The following is a 15,097-nucleotide window of genomic DNA, read 5'->3' as shown; positions in this document are numbered from 1 at the left end:
TCCTCATCAGGTTGTGTGCCTACTCTAAAACCGCCAGGTGACCAAGCTGTGACAACTCCCTACAGGATTCACAAGCGGCGTCCTCAGTCCATCAGAAATGTCCTCGAACTTCCAGACAGACTTTAGACCAATAACATCTAGGGTCTATTGTCAGAGGTCATATTTAACCTGACTCATTGTGATTTACAGAGAACCGGCGGATTGGTCGGTGTAGGCTTGGTGGCGTTTATCCTTTCTGGTTGTGCTATTGGATGATCTTCATGCTCTCTTCCCGTCACCGCCGCGCGATCCGCCTGGCCACTCATTTCATTGCGCCGTACCGCTGGCCGGCGTTTGGCGCTTTGCTCGCCCTGATCGTTACCGCCGGCATCACCTTGTCCATGGGGCAGGGCATTCGCCTGCTGGTGGATCAAGGCTTCATGACCCGGTCGCCGCACCTGCTCAACCAGTCCATCGGTTTGTTTCTGATGCTGGTGATGGGGTTGGCGGTGGGCACCTTCGTGCGTTTCTATCTGGTGTCCTGGATTGGCGAGCGTTGCGTGGCGGATATTCGCCGGCAGGTGTTCAACCATTTGATCTACCTGCACCCGGGCTTCTATGAGGACAACCGCAGCTCGGAAATCCAGTCGCGGTTGACCGCCGACACCACGCTGCTGCAATCGGTGATCGGCTCGTCGCTGTCGCTGTTCCTGCGTAATGCCTTGATGGTCATCGGCGGCATCGTGCTGCTGTTCATCACCAATCCCAAACTCACCAGTATCGTAGTGGTTGCCTTGCCGCTGGTGTTGGCGCCGATCCTGATCTTCGGCCGCCGGGTGCGCAGCCTGTCGCGTTTGAGCCAGGACCGTATCGCCGATGTCGGCAGTTACGTGTCCGAAACCCTTGGACAGATCAAAACCGTGCAGGCCTACAACCATCAGGTGCAGGATGAGCAACGCTTCGCGGTGACCGTTGAAGAGGCGTTCGACACTGCGCGTAAACGCATCATGCAGCGGGCCTGGTTGATCACCCTGGTGATCATGCTGGTGCTCGGTGCTGTTGGGGTGATGCTCTGGGTCGGTGGCATGGACGTGATCGCCGGGCGCATTTCCAGTGGTGAACTGGCGGCCTTTGTCTTTTACAGCCTGATCGTCGGCGGTGCCTTTGGCACCTTGAGCGAAGTGATCGGCGAGTTGCAGCGGGCGGCGGGTGCGGCCGAGCGGATTGCTGAATTGTTGCGTTCGGAAAACATCATCCAGGCGCCGGTCACCGGGCGGGTCCAATTGCCGGAGCGTGTCGAAGGTAATCTGGTTTTGCAGGACCTGCGTTTCTCCTATCCGTCGCGCCCGGAAAGCTATGCCATCGACGGACTCAATCTGACCATCCAGGCCGGCGAAACCCTGGCGCTGGTCGGGCCTTCGGGTGCTGGCAAATCAACCGTTTACGATCTGCTGCTGCGTTTCTACGACCCGACGCAGGGCCGCATCCTGCTTGATGGGCACCCACTGACCCGGCTCGACCCCATGGACCTGCGCCGCTGTTTTGCGCTGGTTTCGCAAAGCCCCGCGTTGTTTTTTGGCAGCATCGAAGAGAACATCCGCTACGGAAATCCATCGGCGACCCTGGCCCAGGTGCAAGAAGCGGCAAAAATTGCCTACGCTCATGAATTCATCGAGAAAATGCCCCACGGCTACCAGACCCACCTCGGCGACAGTGGCCTGGGTCTCTCCGGCGGACAGCGCCAGCGCCTGGCAATCGCCCGGGCGCTGCTGGTGGACGCGCCGATCCTGTTGCTGGACGAAGCCACCAGTGCCCTCGACGCCCAAAGCGAACACTTGATCCAGCAGGCCCTGCCAAGCCTGATGAAAAACCGCACCACCCTGGTCATCGCCCATCGCCTGGCCACGGTCAAAAACGCTGATCGTATTGCGGTGATGGATCAAGGAAAACTGGTAGCGATCGGCACCCATCAGGAGCTGATCGCCAGCAATACGCTGTATGCACAGTTGGCGGCGTTGCAGTTTAATGATGGCAAGCCTGAACTCGATGTCCGACCGTGAATGATCGTTCCCGCGCAGAGCGTGGGAACGATCAATCTACAGGGTCATTGATCATCAAAATACCGCTCATGCCAGTCCACAAGTGGTTGTGGGGCGTTGAGTTTCTGGCCGTAGATCACCGAGTAGGACAGCACGTTTTGCACGTACTGGCGGGTTTCGTCGAAGGGGATGCTTTCAACCCAGACATCGAAGCTCAGGTGATCGGCGCCTCTGAGCCATTGCCGAACGCGGGCGGGGCCTGCGTTGTAGGCGGCGGAGGCGAGTACCCGGTTACCGTTGAACTGGCTGTGGACCTGGCTCAGGTAGGCGGCACCGAGCTGGATGTTCTTGTCCGGGTCCAGTATTTGCTGCGACGAGGCCAGGGGAATGCTGAATTTTCTCGCGGTTTCCCTGGCGGTAACGGGCATCAGTTGCATCAAGCCGCTGGCGCCGACACCGGAGCGAGCGTCGTCCATGAACGCGCTTTCCTGGCGAGTGATAGCGAACACCCAGCTTGAATGCAGGCCGCGGATCCTGGCTTCTCGCACCAGGGTCTCGCGGTGGGCCATCGGGAAGCGAATGTCCAGATCATCCCAGTATTGCGCCTGGCTGATGGTACGGATCGCCGGGAAGTACCATTTCAGGTCGTAGGCCAGTTTGGCCTGAGCGACCATTTCGTCACGGTTGAAGCGACGGCTGACGTGGTACCACTCGCGGCGCCCGTCGACGATCTGGCCACGGGCATGGAATTCCAGGGCGCGACGCACGCCCGGGGTGTTGCGGACCTTGTTGATGATCGCCTGGCTGAGCACCAGGGGTTTGTTGATCAGCGAATACGGCGACTGTGCGCGATCGGCGGCGAGGAAACCGTAGAAATCGCGCTCATGAGCGAGGTTCTTATAAAGGACCAGCGCTTCCGGATTCTGCGGCTGAGCCAGTTCCAGGCTGCGAGCCTGCCAGTAACGCCAGCGGTTGGTGGTGGCCAGGTCCTGCGGCAGTCTGCGGGTCAACTGATAGGCGTCATCCCAGCGCGCCAGGCGCAACAGCAAACGCAGGCGCCATTCGGAGACGGTGTTGTCACGCAGTTCAGGGTCGTACTTGGTCATCACGTCGAGGGCACGGCTGTCGAATCGCCGCGCCAGAGTCAGGCCGATTTCCCGGGCGATTGCCACTTTTTCGTCACGTGAGAAGTGCATACTGCTGGCATAGCTGTCGAGCAGGCTCATGGCGATGTCCGGATCCTGGCGTGCCAGGCGGCGCAGGCCCAGACCGACGACGTCGGACATGGCTTCATCGACGGGCGTGAAGCGCGATGGCTGGCTGAGCAGTTCCGGTCGCTGGGCGACGTCGATCAGCAATCTGCCCTGCGGGGCGAGGGTGGTCATACTGTTGACCAGGCTCTTGGCCAGCGGGTAGTTGCGGGCGTCGGCGGCCAGCTTGGCGCGCTGCCAGCGTTTCTGTTCGGTCAGCTGACCTTCTGCGGCCCACTGAGCGAACAGTGCGTCGCAAGCGGCGGGCTGGGACTTTCCTGTCAGCCAGAGCTTTTCAGTGTTGGCATAGCCTGCGGCCTTGAGGTTGTGGCCCAGCTGATATTGAGCATTCAGACAGTCCAGCTCGGTGAAATTGAGCTTGGGGTCGTAGTATTTGACGAAAGGTTGCCAGTCGCCACGCTCGGCCAGCCAGCGTAGCCAGCGCAGTTTCATCCAGTTGGCTTGCGGCAGGTCACCGTGTTCGGCGAGGAATCTCTCGATCTCGTCGTTGCTGGCGGTTTTCAGTCGGGCGGTCAGTTCGTCGTAGGCCAGGTACGGCTCCAGCGGGTAATCGCTGAGCGCTTGGCTGTAGCGGAAGTACGGGCCCGAATCACCCTTGGCCAAGGCGCGCTTGGCTTCATCGTAATACTGGCGTTGTTGCGACAGGTCCACCGCCTGGGCGGATTGCACGGTAGTGGCAGAGAGAAGCAGACAAGATAAAAAGCTGAAAAGGCGACTGCGCATGAGACGTCCGGGCAGAGAAAACGTGGCAAGTGCCGACGGTGCCAACACTGATTGCCTGTAGCTTAGCCTTTTGCCAGCAGCCGGCGAAAGCTTTGCCGGTCCGCCGGTGCAAGTTCCGGGTAATTGTTGTTCAGGGTGCTGCGAAGATGAAAATGCCGGCCGCATCAAACCTCAAGTCAGGTAGAATGCGCGCCCGGTTTTTGGAGAAGCTCATGACCCTGCTCAAATTCAGCGATGTGTCCCTTGCTTTCGGCGCTATGCCGTTGTTGGACAAGGTGTCCTGGCAGATCGCCCGTGGTGAGCGGGTGTGCATCATCGGCCGCAACGGCACTGGCAAATCCAGCATGATGAAGCTGGTCAAAGGTGACCAGAAGCCCGATGACGGCTCCGTCTGGCGTGCGCCGGGGCTCAAAATCGGCGAATTACCGCAAGAATTGCCACTGGCCGACGAGCGGACGGTGTTCGACGTGGTTGCCGAGGGCCTGGACGGCGTCGGCGAGCTGCTCGCGCAGTATCACCACCTCAGCCAGAACATCGTCACTGACGCTGATCTGGACAAACTGATGCACGTCCAGCACGACCTCGAAGCCCGTGACGGCTGGCGCTTGCAGCAATTGGTAGACAGCACCTTGAGCCGTCTGCAACTGCCGGCCGACAAGACCCTCGCCGAATTGTCCGGCGGCTGGCGTCGTCGCGTCCTGCTGGCTCAGGCGCTGGTATCGGAACCGGATCTGCTGCTGCTCGACGAACCGACCAACCACCTGGACATTGGTGCGATTGCCTGGCTCGAAGAGGCGCTGAAGGATTTCCAGGGCGCCGTGCTGTTCATCACGCACGACCGTTCATTCCTGCAAAACCTGGCGACCCGGATCCTCGAACTGGACCGTGGCGGCCTGATCGACTGGAACGGCGACTACGCCAGCTTCCTGGTTCACAAGGAAGCCACTCTGGCAGCCGAAGAGACCGCCAACGCCTTGTTCGACAAGCGCCTGGCCCAGGAAGAGGTCTGGATCCGTCAGGGCATCAAAGCCCGTCGCACCCGTAACGAAGGCCGCGTTCGTGCCCTGAAGGCCCTGCGCGTTGAGCGTAGCGAGCGTCGTGAGCGTACCGGCAAGGCCAACATTCAGCTGGACACTGCCGACAAGTCCGGCAAGCAAGTGATGGTCCTCGAGAACGTCAGCTTCGCTCACCCGGATGGCCCGTTCCTGATCAAGGATTTCTCCATGGTCCTGCAGCGCGGCGACCGTATCGGTCTGCTGGGGGCCAACGGTACTGGCAAAACCACATTGCTGAAGCTGATGCTCAGTGGTTTGCAGCCTACCAGCGGTAAAGTTGAGGAGGGCACGCGAATCGATGTGGCCTATTTCGACCAACTGCGCCATCAGCTGGATCTGGAAAAGACCGTGATCGATAACGTCGCCGAAGGTCGCGACTTCATCGACATTGACGGCCAAAGCCGCCACGTTCTGAGCTACCTCGGCGACTTCCTGTTCAGCCCGCAGCGTGCCCGCACGCCGGTCAAGGCGTTGTCCGGTGGTGAGCGTGCCCGTTTGTTGCTGGCCAAGCTGTTCAGTAAGCCGGCCAACTTGCTGGTACTCGACGAACCGACCAACGACCTGGATGTGGAAACCCTCGAACTGCTGGAAGAGGTCCTGCTGACCTTCCAGGGTACAGTCTTGATGGTCAGCCACGACCGGGCATTCCTCGATAACGTGGTCACCAGCACCCTGGTCTTCGAAGGTGAAGGCAAGGTTCGTGAATACGTCGGTGGTTATCAGGACTGGCTGCGTCAGGGCGGTTCGCCGCGTCTGTTGGGCGTGACCGAGAACAAGTCCGGCAAAGCCGAGCTGAACTCTGCGGTCGTTACTGCCGCACCTGCGCCAGTGGTTGCTCAAGAAGCACCAGTGGCCAAGAAAAAGCTCAGCTACAAGCTCCAGCGCGAACTGGAAGCCTTGCCAGGCGATATTGAAGCCAAAGAGCAGAAAATTGCGGGTGTCGAGGCTGAAATGGCGGATGCGGGCTTCTATCAGCGTCCTGCCGCACAGACTGCTGCGGTAATCGCTCAGCTTGAGCAATTGCAGGCTGAGCTCGAAGTGTTAGTCGAGCGTTGGGCAGAGCTGGATGCCTGATTGATTTGCTAGCTGTATAAAAAAGCCCGGCCTCACCTATGTGAGCGCCGGGCTTTTTGTATGAAACACGGTTTCCCCTGTAGGAGCGAGCTTGCTCGCTCCTACAGGGGCTCGGGTTCAGCTCTTGACCAGTCGCACAGCAAGCACATCGCAGGGTGCGCCGTGCAGGACATCATTGGCGGTGGACCCGAGCAGCAGCGCCAGCCCATGTCTGCCGTGGCTGCCGACGACAATCAGGTCGCAGCCTTGCTCCTTGGCCAGATGATGGATCTCCTGGCGTGGCTGCCCGTAGGTCAAATGGCTGTTGGCCTTGGTGGCCTCCGGGTATTTCAGGATCAATCGCTCAAGACGCTCTTTGGCTTGATCGAACTGTTGTTGCTGCAATTGCGAAAGGTCCATCGGAACATCGCCGCCAAAAGCCATGGCCATGGGCTCGACAATATGGACCAGTGAGAGTTTGGCGCCGCTGCTGACTGACAGTTCACGAGCGCGCTTGATGACAGGGTCGCATTCTTCAGTGAGGTCAACAGCGACCAGGATGTGTTCATAGGACATGGACGGCGCTCCGGAGGATTGCGATGACGGTAAGTATGGCTGGTTTCAAGCGGATTGGTTTCAGTGTGGCGCAATCCGCTCCTCAAGAATCGGGAGTACACATATGACGGTCTGGATAGTGGTGTCAATCCTTGCGTTGGTTCTGAGTCCGCTGGCCTGGTTGCGACCTTCGCGCCATCAGAGCGGGCGGATGGCTCTGCGCATGGAGGCGCGACGCATGGGTCTGGCCATGCAACTGGCCCCTCAGGAATGGCCGCACTGGCTGGAGCCGGAGCCGCCGAGCCCTTGCGGCCAATACCATCGGCCGCGACGCAGCGTTCAAGCGGCGTGCTGGAGTTATTGGCAGACAGCGCCGGGTGTCTGGGTCAATCAGTGGCGAGAAGTTTGTCAGGATGATGCGTTGCTGGAGCATTTCAAAACGTTGCCGGCCAATGTGTTCAAAATCGAAGCGGACAAGCAAATGATTGCGTTGTATTGGGGGGAGAAGGGCGAGGCTAGTGTTTTGCAGGATATTGCAGCTGTTCTCAAAGCGCTCGCCTGAAAGCATTTCCCTGTAGCAGCTGCCGCCAGGCTGCGTCCGGCCGCGAAGCGGTCGTAAAACCGGTATCCCGAATCTTTCTATTGGATCGCGGTTAAGCATTCTACGACCGCTTCGCGCTCGGGCGCAGCCTGGCGGCAGCTGCTACAGGTGCTTCGCTTGATTGGCAGGCAATAAAAAGCCCGACATCATCATCGGGCTGGAGTTGGCCAGGCAGGCCGGTAATTCGCTAAATCGCAACGGCACAGGTTCCGTGGCGCTGATCTTACGCTTGGCATTCGCTCAAAGCGTTCATGTTTTTCTTTGTGGTGCTTGCCAGCTTAGCTCGATAAACGAAGAGCGATGCGGGTTAGGGCGACTTTTCTAAATATTGACTCTATGAATGATCAAACATGGATTGGCATGTTGATGATCTCTGCAGCGCTGGCATGACTGCAAAGTCGAGTTTCAACCAGCATTTTGGGCGATTGACAATTGCCTGAAATTCCGTGAAGGTGGCGTACCCAAATCAAACGGGCGTATGAAATGAGCGTTTGTATTACAGACGGCTCCTACAGAATCCCGACTATCGCGTTGGCGGGTGTGCCTGGCGGATTGGCGTAGCATCGACGGTAACGTCAATGCCGAGCCAGAAGTTAGCGTCCGACGTGTACTGTTCAGCTTCCATATCGTGGAGATCAGTTGATGATTTACGAAGGTAAAGCCATCACGGTTAAGGCTCTTGAAAGTGGCATCGTCGAATTGAAATTCGACCTCAAGGGTGAGTCCGTCAACAAGTTCAATCGTCTAACCCTGAACGAATTGCGTCAGGCCGTAGACACTATCAAGGCAGATGCTTCGATCAAGGGTGTGATCGTCAGCAGTGGCAAGGACGTGTTCATCGTCGGTGCCGACATCACCGAATTCGTCGACAACTTCAAGCTGCCTGATGCAGAGCTTGTTGCAGGCAACCTCGAAGCGAATAAGATTTTCAGCGATTTCGAAGACCTGAATGTTCCGACCATCGCCGCGATCAACGGCATCGCTTTGGGCGGCGGTCTGGAAATGTGCCTGGCAGCGGATTACCGCGTCATGGCCACTACTGCCAAAATCGGCCTGCCGGAAGTCAAGCTGGGCATCTACCCAGGCTTCGGCGGTACTGTACGTCTGCCACGAATCATCGGTGCCGACAACGCCATCGAATGGATTGCCGCCGGTAAGGAAAATCGTGCCGACGACGCGCTGAAAGTCGGCGCCGTCGATGCTGTGGTTGCTCCAGAGAAGCTGCAGGAAGCCGCACTGGAGCTGATCAAGCGCGCCATTTCCGGCGAGTTCGATCACAAGGCCAAGCGCCAGCCGAAGCTTGAAAAGCTCAAGCTCAACGCAATCGAACAAATGATGTCTTTCGAAACCGCCAAAGGTTTCGTAGCCGGTCAGGCGGGCCCGAACTACCCGGCGCCGGTCGAAGCGATCAAGACCATCCAGAAAGCCGCGAACTTCGGTCGCGACAAGGCACTGGAAATCGAAGCCGCCGGCTTCGTGAAACTGGCCAAGACCTCTGCTGCGCAGAGCTTGATCGGTCTGTTCCTGAACGATCAGGAGCTGAAGAAAAAGGCCAAGGCCTACGACGAAGTCGCCAAAGACGTGAAGCAGGCTGCCGTACTCGGCGCCGGCATCATGGGCGGCGGTATCGCGTACCAATCGGCTTCCAAAGGCACGCCGATCCTGATGAAGGACATCAACGAGCACGGTATCGAGCAGGGCCTGGCGGAAGCCGCCAAGCTGCTGGTGAGCCGCGTTGATAAAGGTCGCATGACCGCAGCGAAAATGGCTGAAGTGCTCAACGGCATTCGTCCTACGCTGTCTTACGGTGATTTCGGTCACGTCGACCTGGTGGTCGAAGCGGTCGTCGAGAACCCTAAGGTCAAGCAAGCTGTTCTGGCTGAAGTCGAAGACAAGGTCAAAGAGGACACCATCCTCGCGTCGAACACCTCGACTATTTCCATCAGCCTGTTGGCCAAGGCCCTCAAGCGTCCGGAAAACTTCGTCGGCATGCACTTCTTCAACCCGGTGCACATGATGCCGTTGGTGGAAGTGATCCGTGGTGAGAAGTCCAGCGAACTGGCGGTTGCCACCACCGTTGCCTACGCCAAGAAAATGGGCAAGAACCCGATCGTCGTCAATGACTGCCCGGGCTTTCTGGTCAATCGTGTCCTGTTCCCGTATTTCGGCGGTTTCGCCAAGCTGGTCAGCGCCGGTGTGGACTTCGTCCGTATCGACAAGATCATGGAAAAATTCGGCTGGCCGATGGGTCCTGCGTACCTGATGGACGTTGTCGGTATCGACACCGGTCACCACGGTCGTGACGTGATGGCTGAAGGCTTCCCGGACCGCATGAAGGACGACCGCCGCTCGGCCGTCGACGTGCTCTACGAAGCCAAGCGCCTGGGCCAGAAGAACGGCAAGGGCTTCTACGCCTATGAGGCCGACAAGAGCGGCAAGCAGAAGAAGGTCGCCGACCCGTCGGTGCTGGAAGTGCTCAAGCCGATCGTCTTCGAGCAGCGTGAAGTGACCGACGAAGACATCATCAACTGGATGATGATCCCGCTTTGCCTGGAAACCGTGCGTTGCCTGGAAGACGGCATCGTTGAAACCGCTGCCGAAGCCGACATGGGTCTGGTCTACGGTATTGGTTTCCCTCCATTCCGTGGCGGCGCGCTGCGTTACATCGATTCCATCGGTGTTGCAGAGTTCGTTGCCCTGGCTGACCAGTACGCTGATCTGGGCGCCCTGTACCACCCGACCGCGAAGCTGCGTGAAATGGCCCAAAACGGCCAGCGCTTCTTCGGTTAAGCGCCCACACTAGAGCGAGAGTGAACTATATGAGCTTGAATCCTAGAGACGTCGTGATTGTCGACTTCGGTCGCACCCCGATGGGCCGCTCCAAGGGCGGCATGCACCGCAACACCCGTGCCGAAGACATGTCGGCGCACCTGATCAGCAAGCTGCTGGAACGTAACGTCAAGGTTGATCCGGCTGAAGTCGAAGACGTGATCTGGGGCTGCGTCAACCAGACCCTGGAGCAGGGCTGGAACATCGCCCGTATGGCGTCCCTGATGACTCAGATCCCTCACACCGCTGCCGGCCAGACGGTCAGCCGCCTGTGTGGCTCGTCGATGAGTGCGTTGCACACCGCTGCGCAAGCGATCATGACCGGCAATGGTGACGTGTTCGTCGTTGGCGGCGTCGAGCATATGGGCCATGTGAGCATGATGCACGGTGTCGATCCGAACCCGCACATGTCGCTGTACGCGGCAAAAGCCTCGGGCATGATGGGCCTGACCGCAGAAATGCTCGGCAAGATGCACGGCATCACCCGTGAGCAGCAGGATGCCTTTGGCGTGCGTTCCCACCAGCTCGCCCATAAAGCGACCGTCGAAGGCAAGTTCAAAGACGAAATCATCCCGATGCAGGGTTACGACGAGAACGGTTTCCTGAAACTGTTCGACTACGACGAAACCATCCGTCCGGAAACTACCCTGGAAAGCCTGGCGGCATTGAAGCCAGCGTTCAACCCCAAGGGTGGTACCGTGACGGCGGGTACTTCCTCGCAGATCACTGATGGTGCTTCGTGCATGATCGTGATGTCGGCGCAGCGTGCTCAGGACCTGGGTATCCAGCCAATGGCGGTCATTCGCTCGATGGCAGTGGCAGGTGTGGACCCGGCGATCATGGGCTATGGTCCAGTACCGGCAACACAGAAAGCACTGAAGCGCGCAGGTTTGGGTATTGCTGATATCGACTTCTTCGAACTCAACGAAGCGTTCGCTGCACAGGCGCTGCCGGTGCTGAAAGATTTGAAAGTGCTCGACAAGATGAACGAGAAGGTTAACCTGCACGGCGGCGCGATTGCTTTGGGCCATCCATTCGGTTGTTCCGGTGCGCGTATCTCCGGCACCTTGCTCAATGTGATGAAGCAAAATGGCGGCACCTTCGGTGTGTCCACCATGTGCATTGGTCTCGGCCAGGGCATTGCCACCGTCTTCGAACGCGTTTAAGCGTTTCGTCGATGGAAGCCGGGGCCTTGTGCCCCGGTTTTTGTTTTTCTGAAGATTTATTTTTTATGTGCAGGAGGGCCAGAACATGAATTTACTACCCGGGCTCTATGAGCATTACAAGGGGCCGCAATACCGTGTTTTCGCAGTCGCGCGGCATTCCGAAACCGAAGAAGAAGTGGTGTTCTACCAAGCTCTGTATGGCGATTACGGCTTTTGGGTGCGTCCCTTGAGCATGTTCCTGGAGTCGGTCGAAGTTGACGGCGAACAGGTGCCACGCTTTGCTTTGGTTCAGGCCGAACCAAGCCTTTTTTCCAGGCCATAAGCGCAGGTCGCGCAGAACCCTGCGCTTGACCTCACCTTGTTGCCACTATATATAGCGGTGCCGCGTCAGGCGCCAACCGCCTTTCACTTCTAGAATTCAGGAATTTTCTGATCCATGGGCAAATCGCTGGTCATTGTGGAATCCCCGGCTAAGGCCAAGACCATCAACAAGTATCTGGGCAACCAATACGTGGTGAAGTCGAGTATCGGCCATATCCGAGACCTGCCCACCAGCGGTTCGGCTAGCGCCAGCAAAGAGCCTGCTGCCAAGCGTGGCAAGGCCGCCGCAGGTGAAGCGCCCGCGCTCTCTCCGAAAGAGAAGGCGCGCAAGCAACTGGTCTCGCGCATGGGTGTCGATCCGGATCATGGCTGGAAAGCCAAGTACGAGATCCTTCCCGGCAAGGAAAAAGTCATCGAAGAGCTGCGCCGGCTCGCCAAAGATGCTGACACCATCTATCTCGCAACCGACTTGGATCGCGAGGGGGAAGCCATTGCCTGGCACCTGCGCGAAGCCATCGGTGGTGATGACAGTCGCTATAAGCGCGTGGTGTTCAACGAAATCACCAAGAAGGCGATTCAGGAGGCCTTCTCCCAGCCAGGCGAGCTGGACATCGATCGGGTCAACGCCCAGCAGGCGCGTCGTTTCCTCGACCGCGTAGTGGGCTACATGGTCTCGCCGCTGCTGTGGCAGAAGATCGCCCGTGGTTTGTCCGCAGGTCGTGTGCAATCGGTTGCGGTGAAGCTGGTCGTTGAGCGTGAGCGCGAAATTCGTGCGTTCAACCCGGAAGAGTATTGGGAAGTCCATGCGGACCTCGGTACCACCAAGGGCGCCAACGTGCGTTTTGAAGTGGCCCGTGAAAACGGCGAAGCCTTCAAGCCGCTCAACGAAACCCACGCCATGGCCGCACTGGAAAAGCTCAAGGCTTCCAGTTACACCATTGCCAAACGTGAAGACAAGCCGACCAGCAGCAAGCCGTCGGCACCGTTCATTACTTCCACCCTGCAACAGGCCGGTAGCAATCGCTTGGGCTTTGGTGTGAAGAAAACCATGATGATGGCTCAGCGTCTGTACGAAGCGGGTTACATCACTTATATGCGTACCGACTCGACCAATCTCTCGGTCGATGCCGTGGAAATGGCGCGTACTTACATTGAAGGCGAGTTCGGCAGCAAGTATCTGCCGGCCGCACCGAACGTCTACGGCAGCAAGGAAGGCGCGCAAGAGGCCCACGAAGCAATTCGTCCTTCCGACGTGAATACCCATCCAAGCAAGCTGGTGGGTATGGAACGTGACGCTGAGCGCCTCTACGAGCTGATCTGGCGCCAGTTCGTCGCTTGCCAGATGCTGCCGGCGCAATACCTGTCGACCACTGTCAGCGTCACTGCCGGCACCTTCGAGCTGCGGGCCAAGGGTCGTATCCTCAAATTCGATGGCTACACCCGCGTCATGCCGCAAATGACCAAGCCGGGCGACGACGATGTGCTGCCAGACATGGCCCAGGGCGATGTCATGAAGCTGATCAAGCTCGACCCGAGCCAGCACTTCACCAAGCCGCCTGCGCGTTATTCCGAAGCGAGCCTGGTCAAGGAAATGGAAAAGCGCGGTATCGGTCGTCCTTCGACCTACGCGGCGATCATTTCGACGATCCAGGACCGTGGCTACGTTGCACTGCATAACCGTCGTTTCTACTCCGAAAAGATGGGTGACATCGTTACCGAGCGACTGTCCGAGAGCTTCTCCAACCTGATGGATTACGGTTTCACCGCCGGTATGGAAGAGAACCTCGATGACGTCGCCCAAGGCGAGCGCGACTGGAAAAACGTGCTCGACGAGTTCTACGGCGACTTCAAGAAGAAACTCGAAGTGGCTGAAGGCGCGGAAAGCGGCATGCGTGCCAACGAACCGGTCATGACCGACATCCCGTGCGTCCAGTGCGGTCGTGCGATGCAGATCCGCACCGCCTCGACTGGCGTTTTCCTCGGTTGCTCGGGCTACAGTCTGCCGCCGAAGGAGCGTTGCAAGGCTACCGTCAACCTCGTTCCGGGCGATGAAATCGCCGCCGATGACGAGGGCGAGTCGGAGTCTCTGGTACTGCGCGGCAAGCACCGTTGCCCGATCTGCAGCACGGCGATGGATGCCTACCTGCTGGACGAGAAGCGCAAACTGCACATCTGCGGAAACAATCCGGATTGCGTAGGTTTCGAGATCGAAGAGGGTAATTATCGCATCAAGGGCTACGAAGGCCCGAGCCTGGAGTGCGACAAGTGTGGCAGCGAGATGCAGCTCAAGACTGGCCGTTTCGGCAAGTTCTTCGGTTGTACCAACGCGACCTGCAAGAACACTCGTAAACTGCTGAAAAGCGGCGACGCGGCGCCGCCGAAGATGGATCCGGTGAAAATGCCGGAACTCAAGTGCGAGAAGGTCAACGACACTTACATTCTGCGTGACGGTGCTTCCGGTCTGTTCCTGGCGGCGAGCCAGTTCCCGAAAAACCGCGAGACCCGTGCTCCGCTGGTGATCGAGATTGTGCCGCACAAGGACGAGATCGATCCGAAGTACCACTTCCTCTGCGAAGCGCCGAAGAAGGATCCGGACGGCCTGCCTGCCGTGATCCGTTACAGCCGCAAGACCAAAGAGCAGTACGTGCAGACTGAGGTTGACGGTAAACCGACTGGCTGGAAGGCATATTACGACGGCGGCAAGTGGACGGTTGAAGACAAGCGTCCATCAGCCAAGGCTTAAAAGGCGCTGTACACAAAAGGCCGCATGACAACCCTCGGGTTTTCATGCGGCCTTTTGTTTTGTGCTTGCGGGAAGCGGAGGTGATCCATGACACTGTCTGACCTGCGTGAAGCAATTATTTCGTTGTGGAGGCTGCCGTCATGGCCCACGAACTCTATACCCGTACCAATCAGAAAATTTATTTCGCCGGTCTTTCATTGGAAGCGCTGGCCAGAGCCGAAGAGGGGCGGGCGATTAACTCCCAGGCGCTGGTTCAGGCGGGGCGCGAGTCGGTGTTGTTTCACCTGTACGGTGCGTTGCTTGGTTTGTGTCATGAGATTGCGGGCTTTTACCGCCTGCCTCAGGCCAATGCGCCACGGGCGGAAATGCTACTGACTCGCGAAGTACTCGAAACCATTGCCATTCCCGAGCTGGCTGAATTGGTGGAATTGGCGCAAAACCCTGAAACCTGGCTGGCGAAGCTGCTGGCGGCGCATGCTGCGCTGTTTCAGCCGCCACGAGCGCCGCACAAACCCAAGGGTGATGTGACGCAGCCGTTGATCGTTGCGGTCAACCTCGATGAGGAAGTGGAGTCAGATTTGAGTCGGGAAGAATTGGAAAGCTGGCGTCAGAACCTGAAAGAGCTGGCGATTCGGTTTCGGGATGGGCTTAACGAGTGTTGAGGTGACCTGTAGCAGCTGGCGAAGCCTGCGTTCGGCTGCGAAGCAGTCGTAAAATCAGACTCTGCGGTATTCCAGACAAACCGTGGAGGCAGGATTTACG

At 58.3% G+C, this 15,097-nt stretch carries 10 protein-coding genes; 8 read left to right on the top strand and 2 right to left on the bottom strand.

The genetic code is table 11. The features are described from left to right. Positions 1-260 precede the first annotated feature (260 nt). The gene (locus AC07VR_RS04600; RefSeq protein WP_495010574.1) at positions 261-2,039 is read left to right on the top strand and encodes an ABC transporter transmembrane domain-containing protein; all 1,779 of its coding nucleotides are present in this window, start codon (positions 261-263) and stop codon (positions 2,037-2,039) included. Positions 2,040-2,083: 44 nt separating this feature from the next. Here AC07VR_RS04600 and AC07VR_RS04595 read toward each other — a convergent pair whose 3' ends face one another. Then, entirely contained in the window at positions 2,084-4,012 is a 1,929-nt protein-coding gene (locus AC07VR_RS04595; protein ID WP_494992313.1) for a transglycosylase SLT domain-containing protein, read from the bottom strand. 212 nt (positions 4,013-4,224) lie between these two features. Here AC07VR_RS04595 and AC07VR_RS04590 point away from each other — a divergent pair, with 212 nt between their 5' ends. After that, positions 4,225-6,141 carry an ATP-binding cassette domain-containing protein gene (locus AC07VR_RS04590; protein ID WP_494992312.1) on the top strand — a complete coding sequence of 639 codons (1,917 nt, stop codon included), beginning with the start codon at positions 4,225-4,227 and terminating at the stop codon, positions 6,139-6,141. 117 nt (positions 6,142-6,258) lie between these two features. Here the strand turns inward: AC07VR_RS04590 and AC07VR_RS04585 are convergent, their stop codons facing one another. After that, the gene (locus tag AC07VR_RS04585; RefSeq protein WP_494992311.1) at positions 6,259-6,696 is read right to left on the bottom strand and encodes a universal stress protein; all 438 of its coding nucleotides are present in this window, start codon (positions 6,694-6,696) and stop codon (positions 6,259-6,261) included. Between the two features lie 103 nt (positions 6,697-6,799). On the opposite strand from AC07VR_RS04585, the gene AC07VR_RS04580 reads away from it, so the two are divergent. The 6 genes from AC07VR_RS04580 to AC07VR_RS04555 all read left to right on the top strand — a co-directional run bounded on the left by AC07VR_RS04580 (position 6,800) and on the right by AC07VR_RS04555 (position 14,997). After that, positions 6,800-7,237 carry a hypothetical protein gene (locus tag AC07VR_RS04580; RefSeq protein ID WP_494992310.1) on the top strand — a complete coding sequence of 146 codons (438 nt, stop codon included), beginning with the start codon at positions 6,800-6,802 and terminating at the stop codon, positions 7,235-7,237. Between the two features lie 681 nt (positions 7,238-7,918). Next, positions 7,919-10,066 (top strand): fatty acid oxidation complex subunit alpha FadB, encoded by a 2,148-nt coding sequence (gene fadB, locus AC07VR_RS04575; protein WP_494992309.1) that lies wholly within the window; start codon positions 7,919-7,921, stop codon positions 10,064-10,066. Between the two features lie 29 nt (positions 10,067-10,095). Continuing rightward, positions 10,096-11,271 (top strand): acetyl-CoA C-acyltransferase FadA, encoded by a 1,176-nt coding sequence (gene fadA / locus AC07VR_RS04570; RefSeq protein ID WP_494992308.1) that lies wholly within the window; start codon positions 10,096-10,098, stop codon positions 11,269-11,271. Positions 11,272-11,356: 85 nt separating this feature from the next. Beyond that, entirely contained in the window at positions 11,357-11,593 is a 237-nt protein-coding gene (locus AC07VR_RS04565) for a DUF1653 domain-containing protein (RefSeq protein WP_494992307.1), read from the top strand. A 114-nt stretch (positions 11,594-11,707) separates the two neighbouring features. After that, positions 11,708-14,335, top strand: coding sequence for a type I DNA topoisomerase (topA, locus tag AC07VR_RS04560; protein ID WP_495010573.1), 2,628 nt, complete (start codon positions 11,708-11,710; stop codon positions 14,333-14,335). Between the two features lie 140 nt (positions 14,336-14,475). Next, positions 14,476-14,997: a DUF6586 family protein gene (locus AC07VR_RS04555; protein WP_495010572.1), complete on the top strand. Its 522-nt coding sequence runs from the start codon at positions 14,476-14,478 to the stop codon at positions 14,995-14,997. Positions 14,998-15,097 lie beyond the last annotated feature (100 nt).

Source organism: Pseudomonas sp. GW821-FHT02H09 (genome assembly GCF_059421425.1).
The sequence above is the reverse complement of the archived record's forward strand: the minus strand, read 5'-3'. Positions and strand labels throughout refer to the sequence as shown.

Excerpts from the sequence above, each read along its gene's own strand:
- AC07VR_RS04600 (WP_495010574.1), top strand. The coding sequence starts at position 261 with ATGCTCTCTTCCCGTCACCGCCGCGCGATCCGCCTGGCCACTCATTTC.
- AC07VR_RS04595 (WP_494992313.1), bottom strand. The coding sequence starts at position 4,012 with ATGCGCAGTCGCCTTTTCAGCTTTTTATCTTGTCTGCTTCTCTCTGCC.
- AC07VR_RS04590 (WP_494992312.1), top strand. The coding sequence starts at position 4,225 with ATGACCCTGCTCAAATTCAGCGATGTGTCCCTTGCTTTCGGCGCTATG.
- AC07VR_RS04585 (WP_494992311.1), bottom strand. The coding sequence starts at position 6,696 with ATGTCCTATGAACACATCCTGGTCGCTGTTGACCTCACTGAAGAATGC.
- AC07VR_RS04580 (WP_494992310.1), top strand. The coding sequence starts at position 6,800 with ATGACGGTCTGGATAGTGGTGTCAATCCTTGCGTTGGTTCTGAGTCCG.
- fadB (WP_494992309.1), top strand. The coding sequence starts at position 7,919 with ATGATTTACGAAGGTAAAGCCATCACGGTTAAGGCTCTTGAAAGTGGC.
- fadA (WP_494992308.1), top strand. The coding sequence starts at position 10,096 with ATGAGCTTGAATCCTAGAGACGTCGTGATTGTCGACTTCGGTCGCACC.
- AC07VR_RS04565 (WP_494992307.1), top strand. The coding sequence starts at position 11,357 with ATGAATTTACTACCCGGGCTCTATGAGCATTACAAGGGGCCGCAATAC.
- topA (WP_495010573.1), top strand. The coding sequence starts at position 11,708 with ATGGGCAAATCGCTGGTCATTGTGGAATCCCCGGCTAAGGCCAAGACC.
- AC07VR_RS04555 (WP_495010572.1), top strand. The coding sequence starts at position 14,476 with ATGGCCCACGAACTCTATACCCGTACCAATCAGAAAATTTATTTCGCC.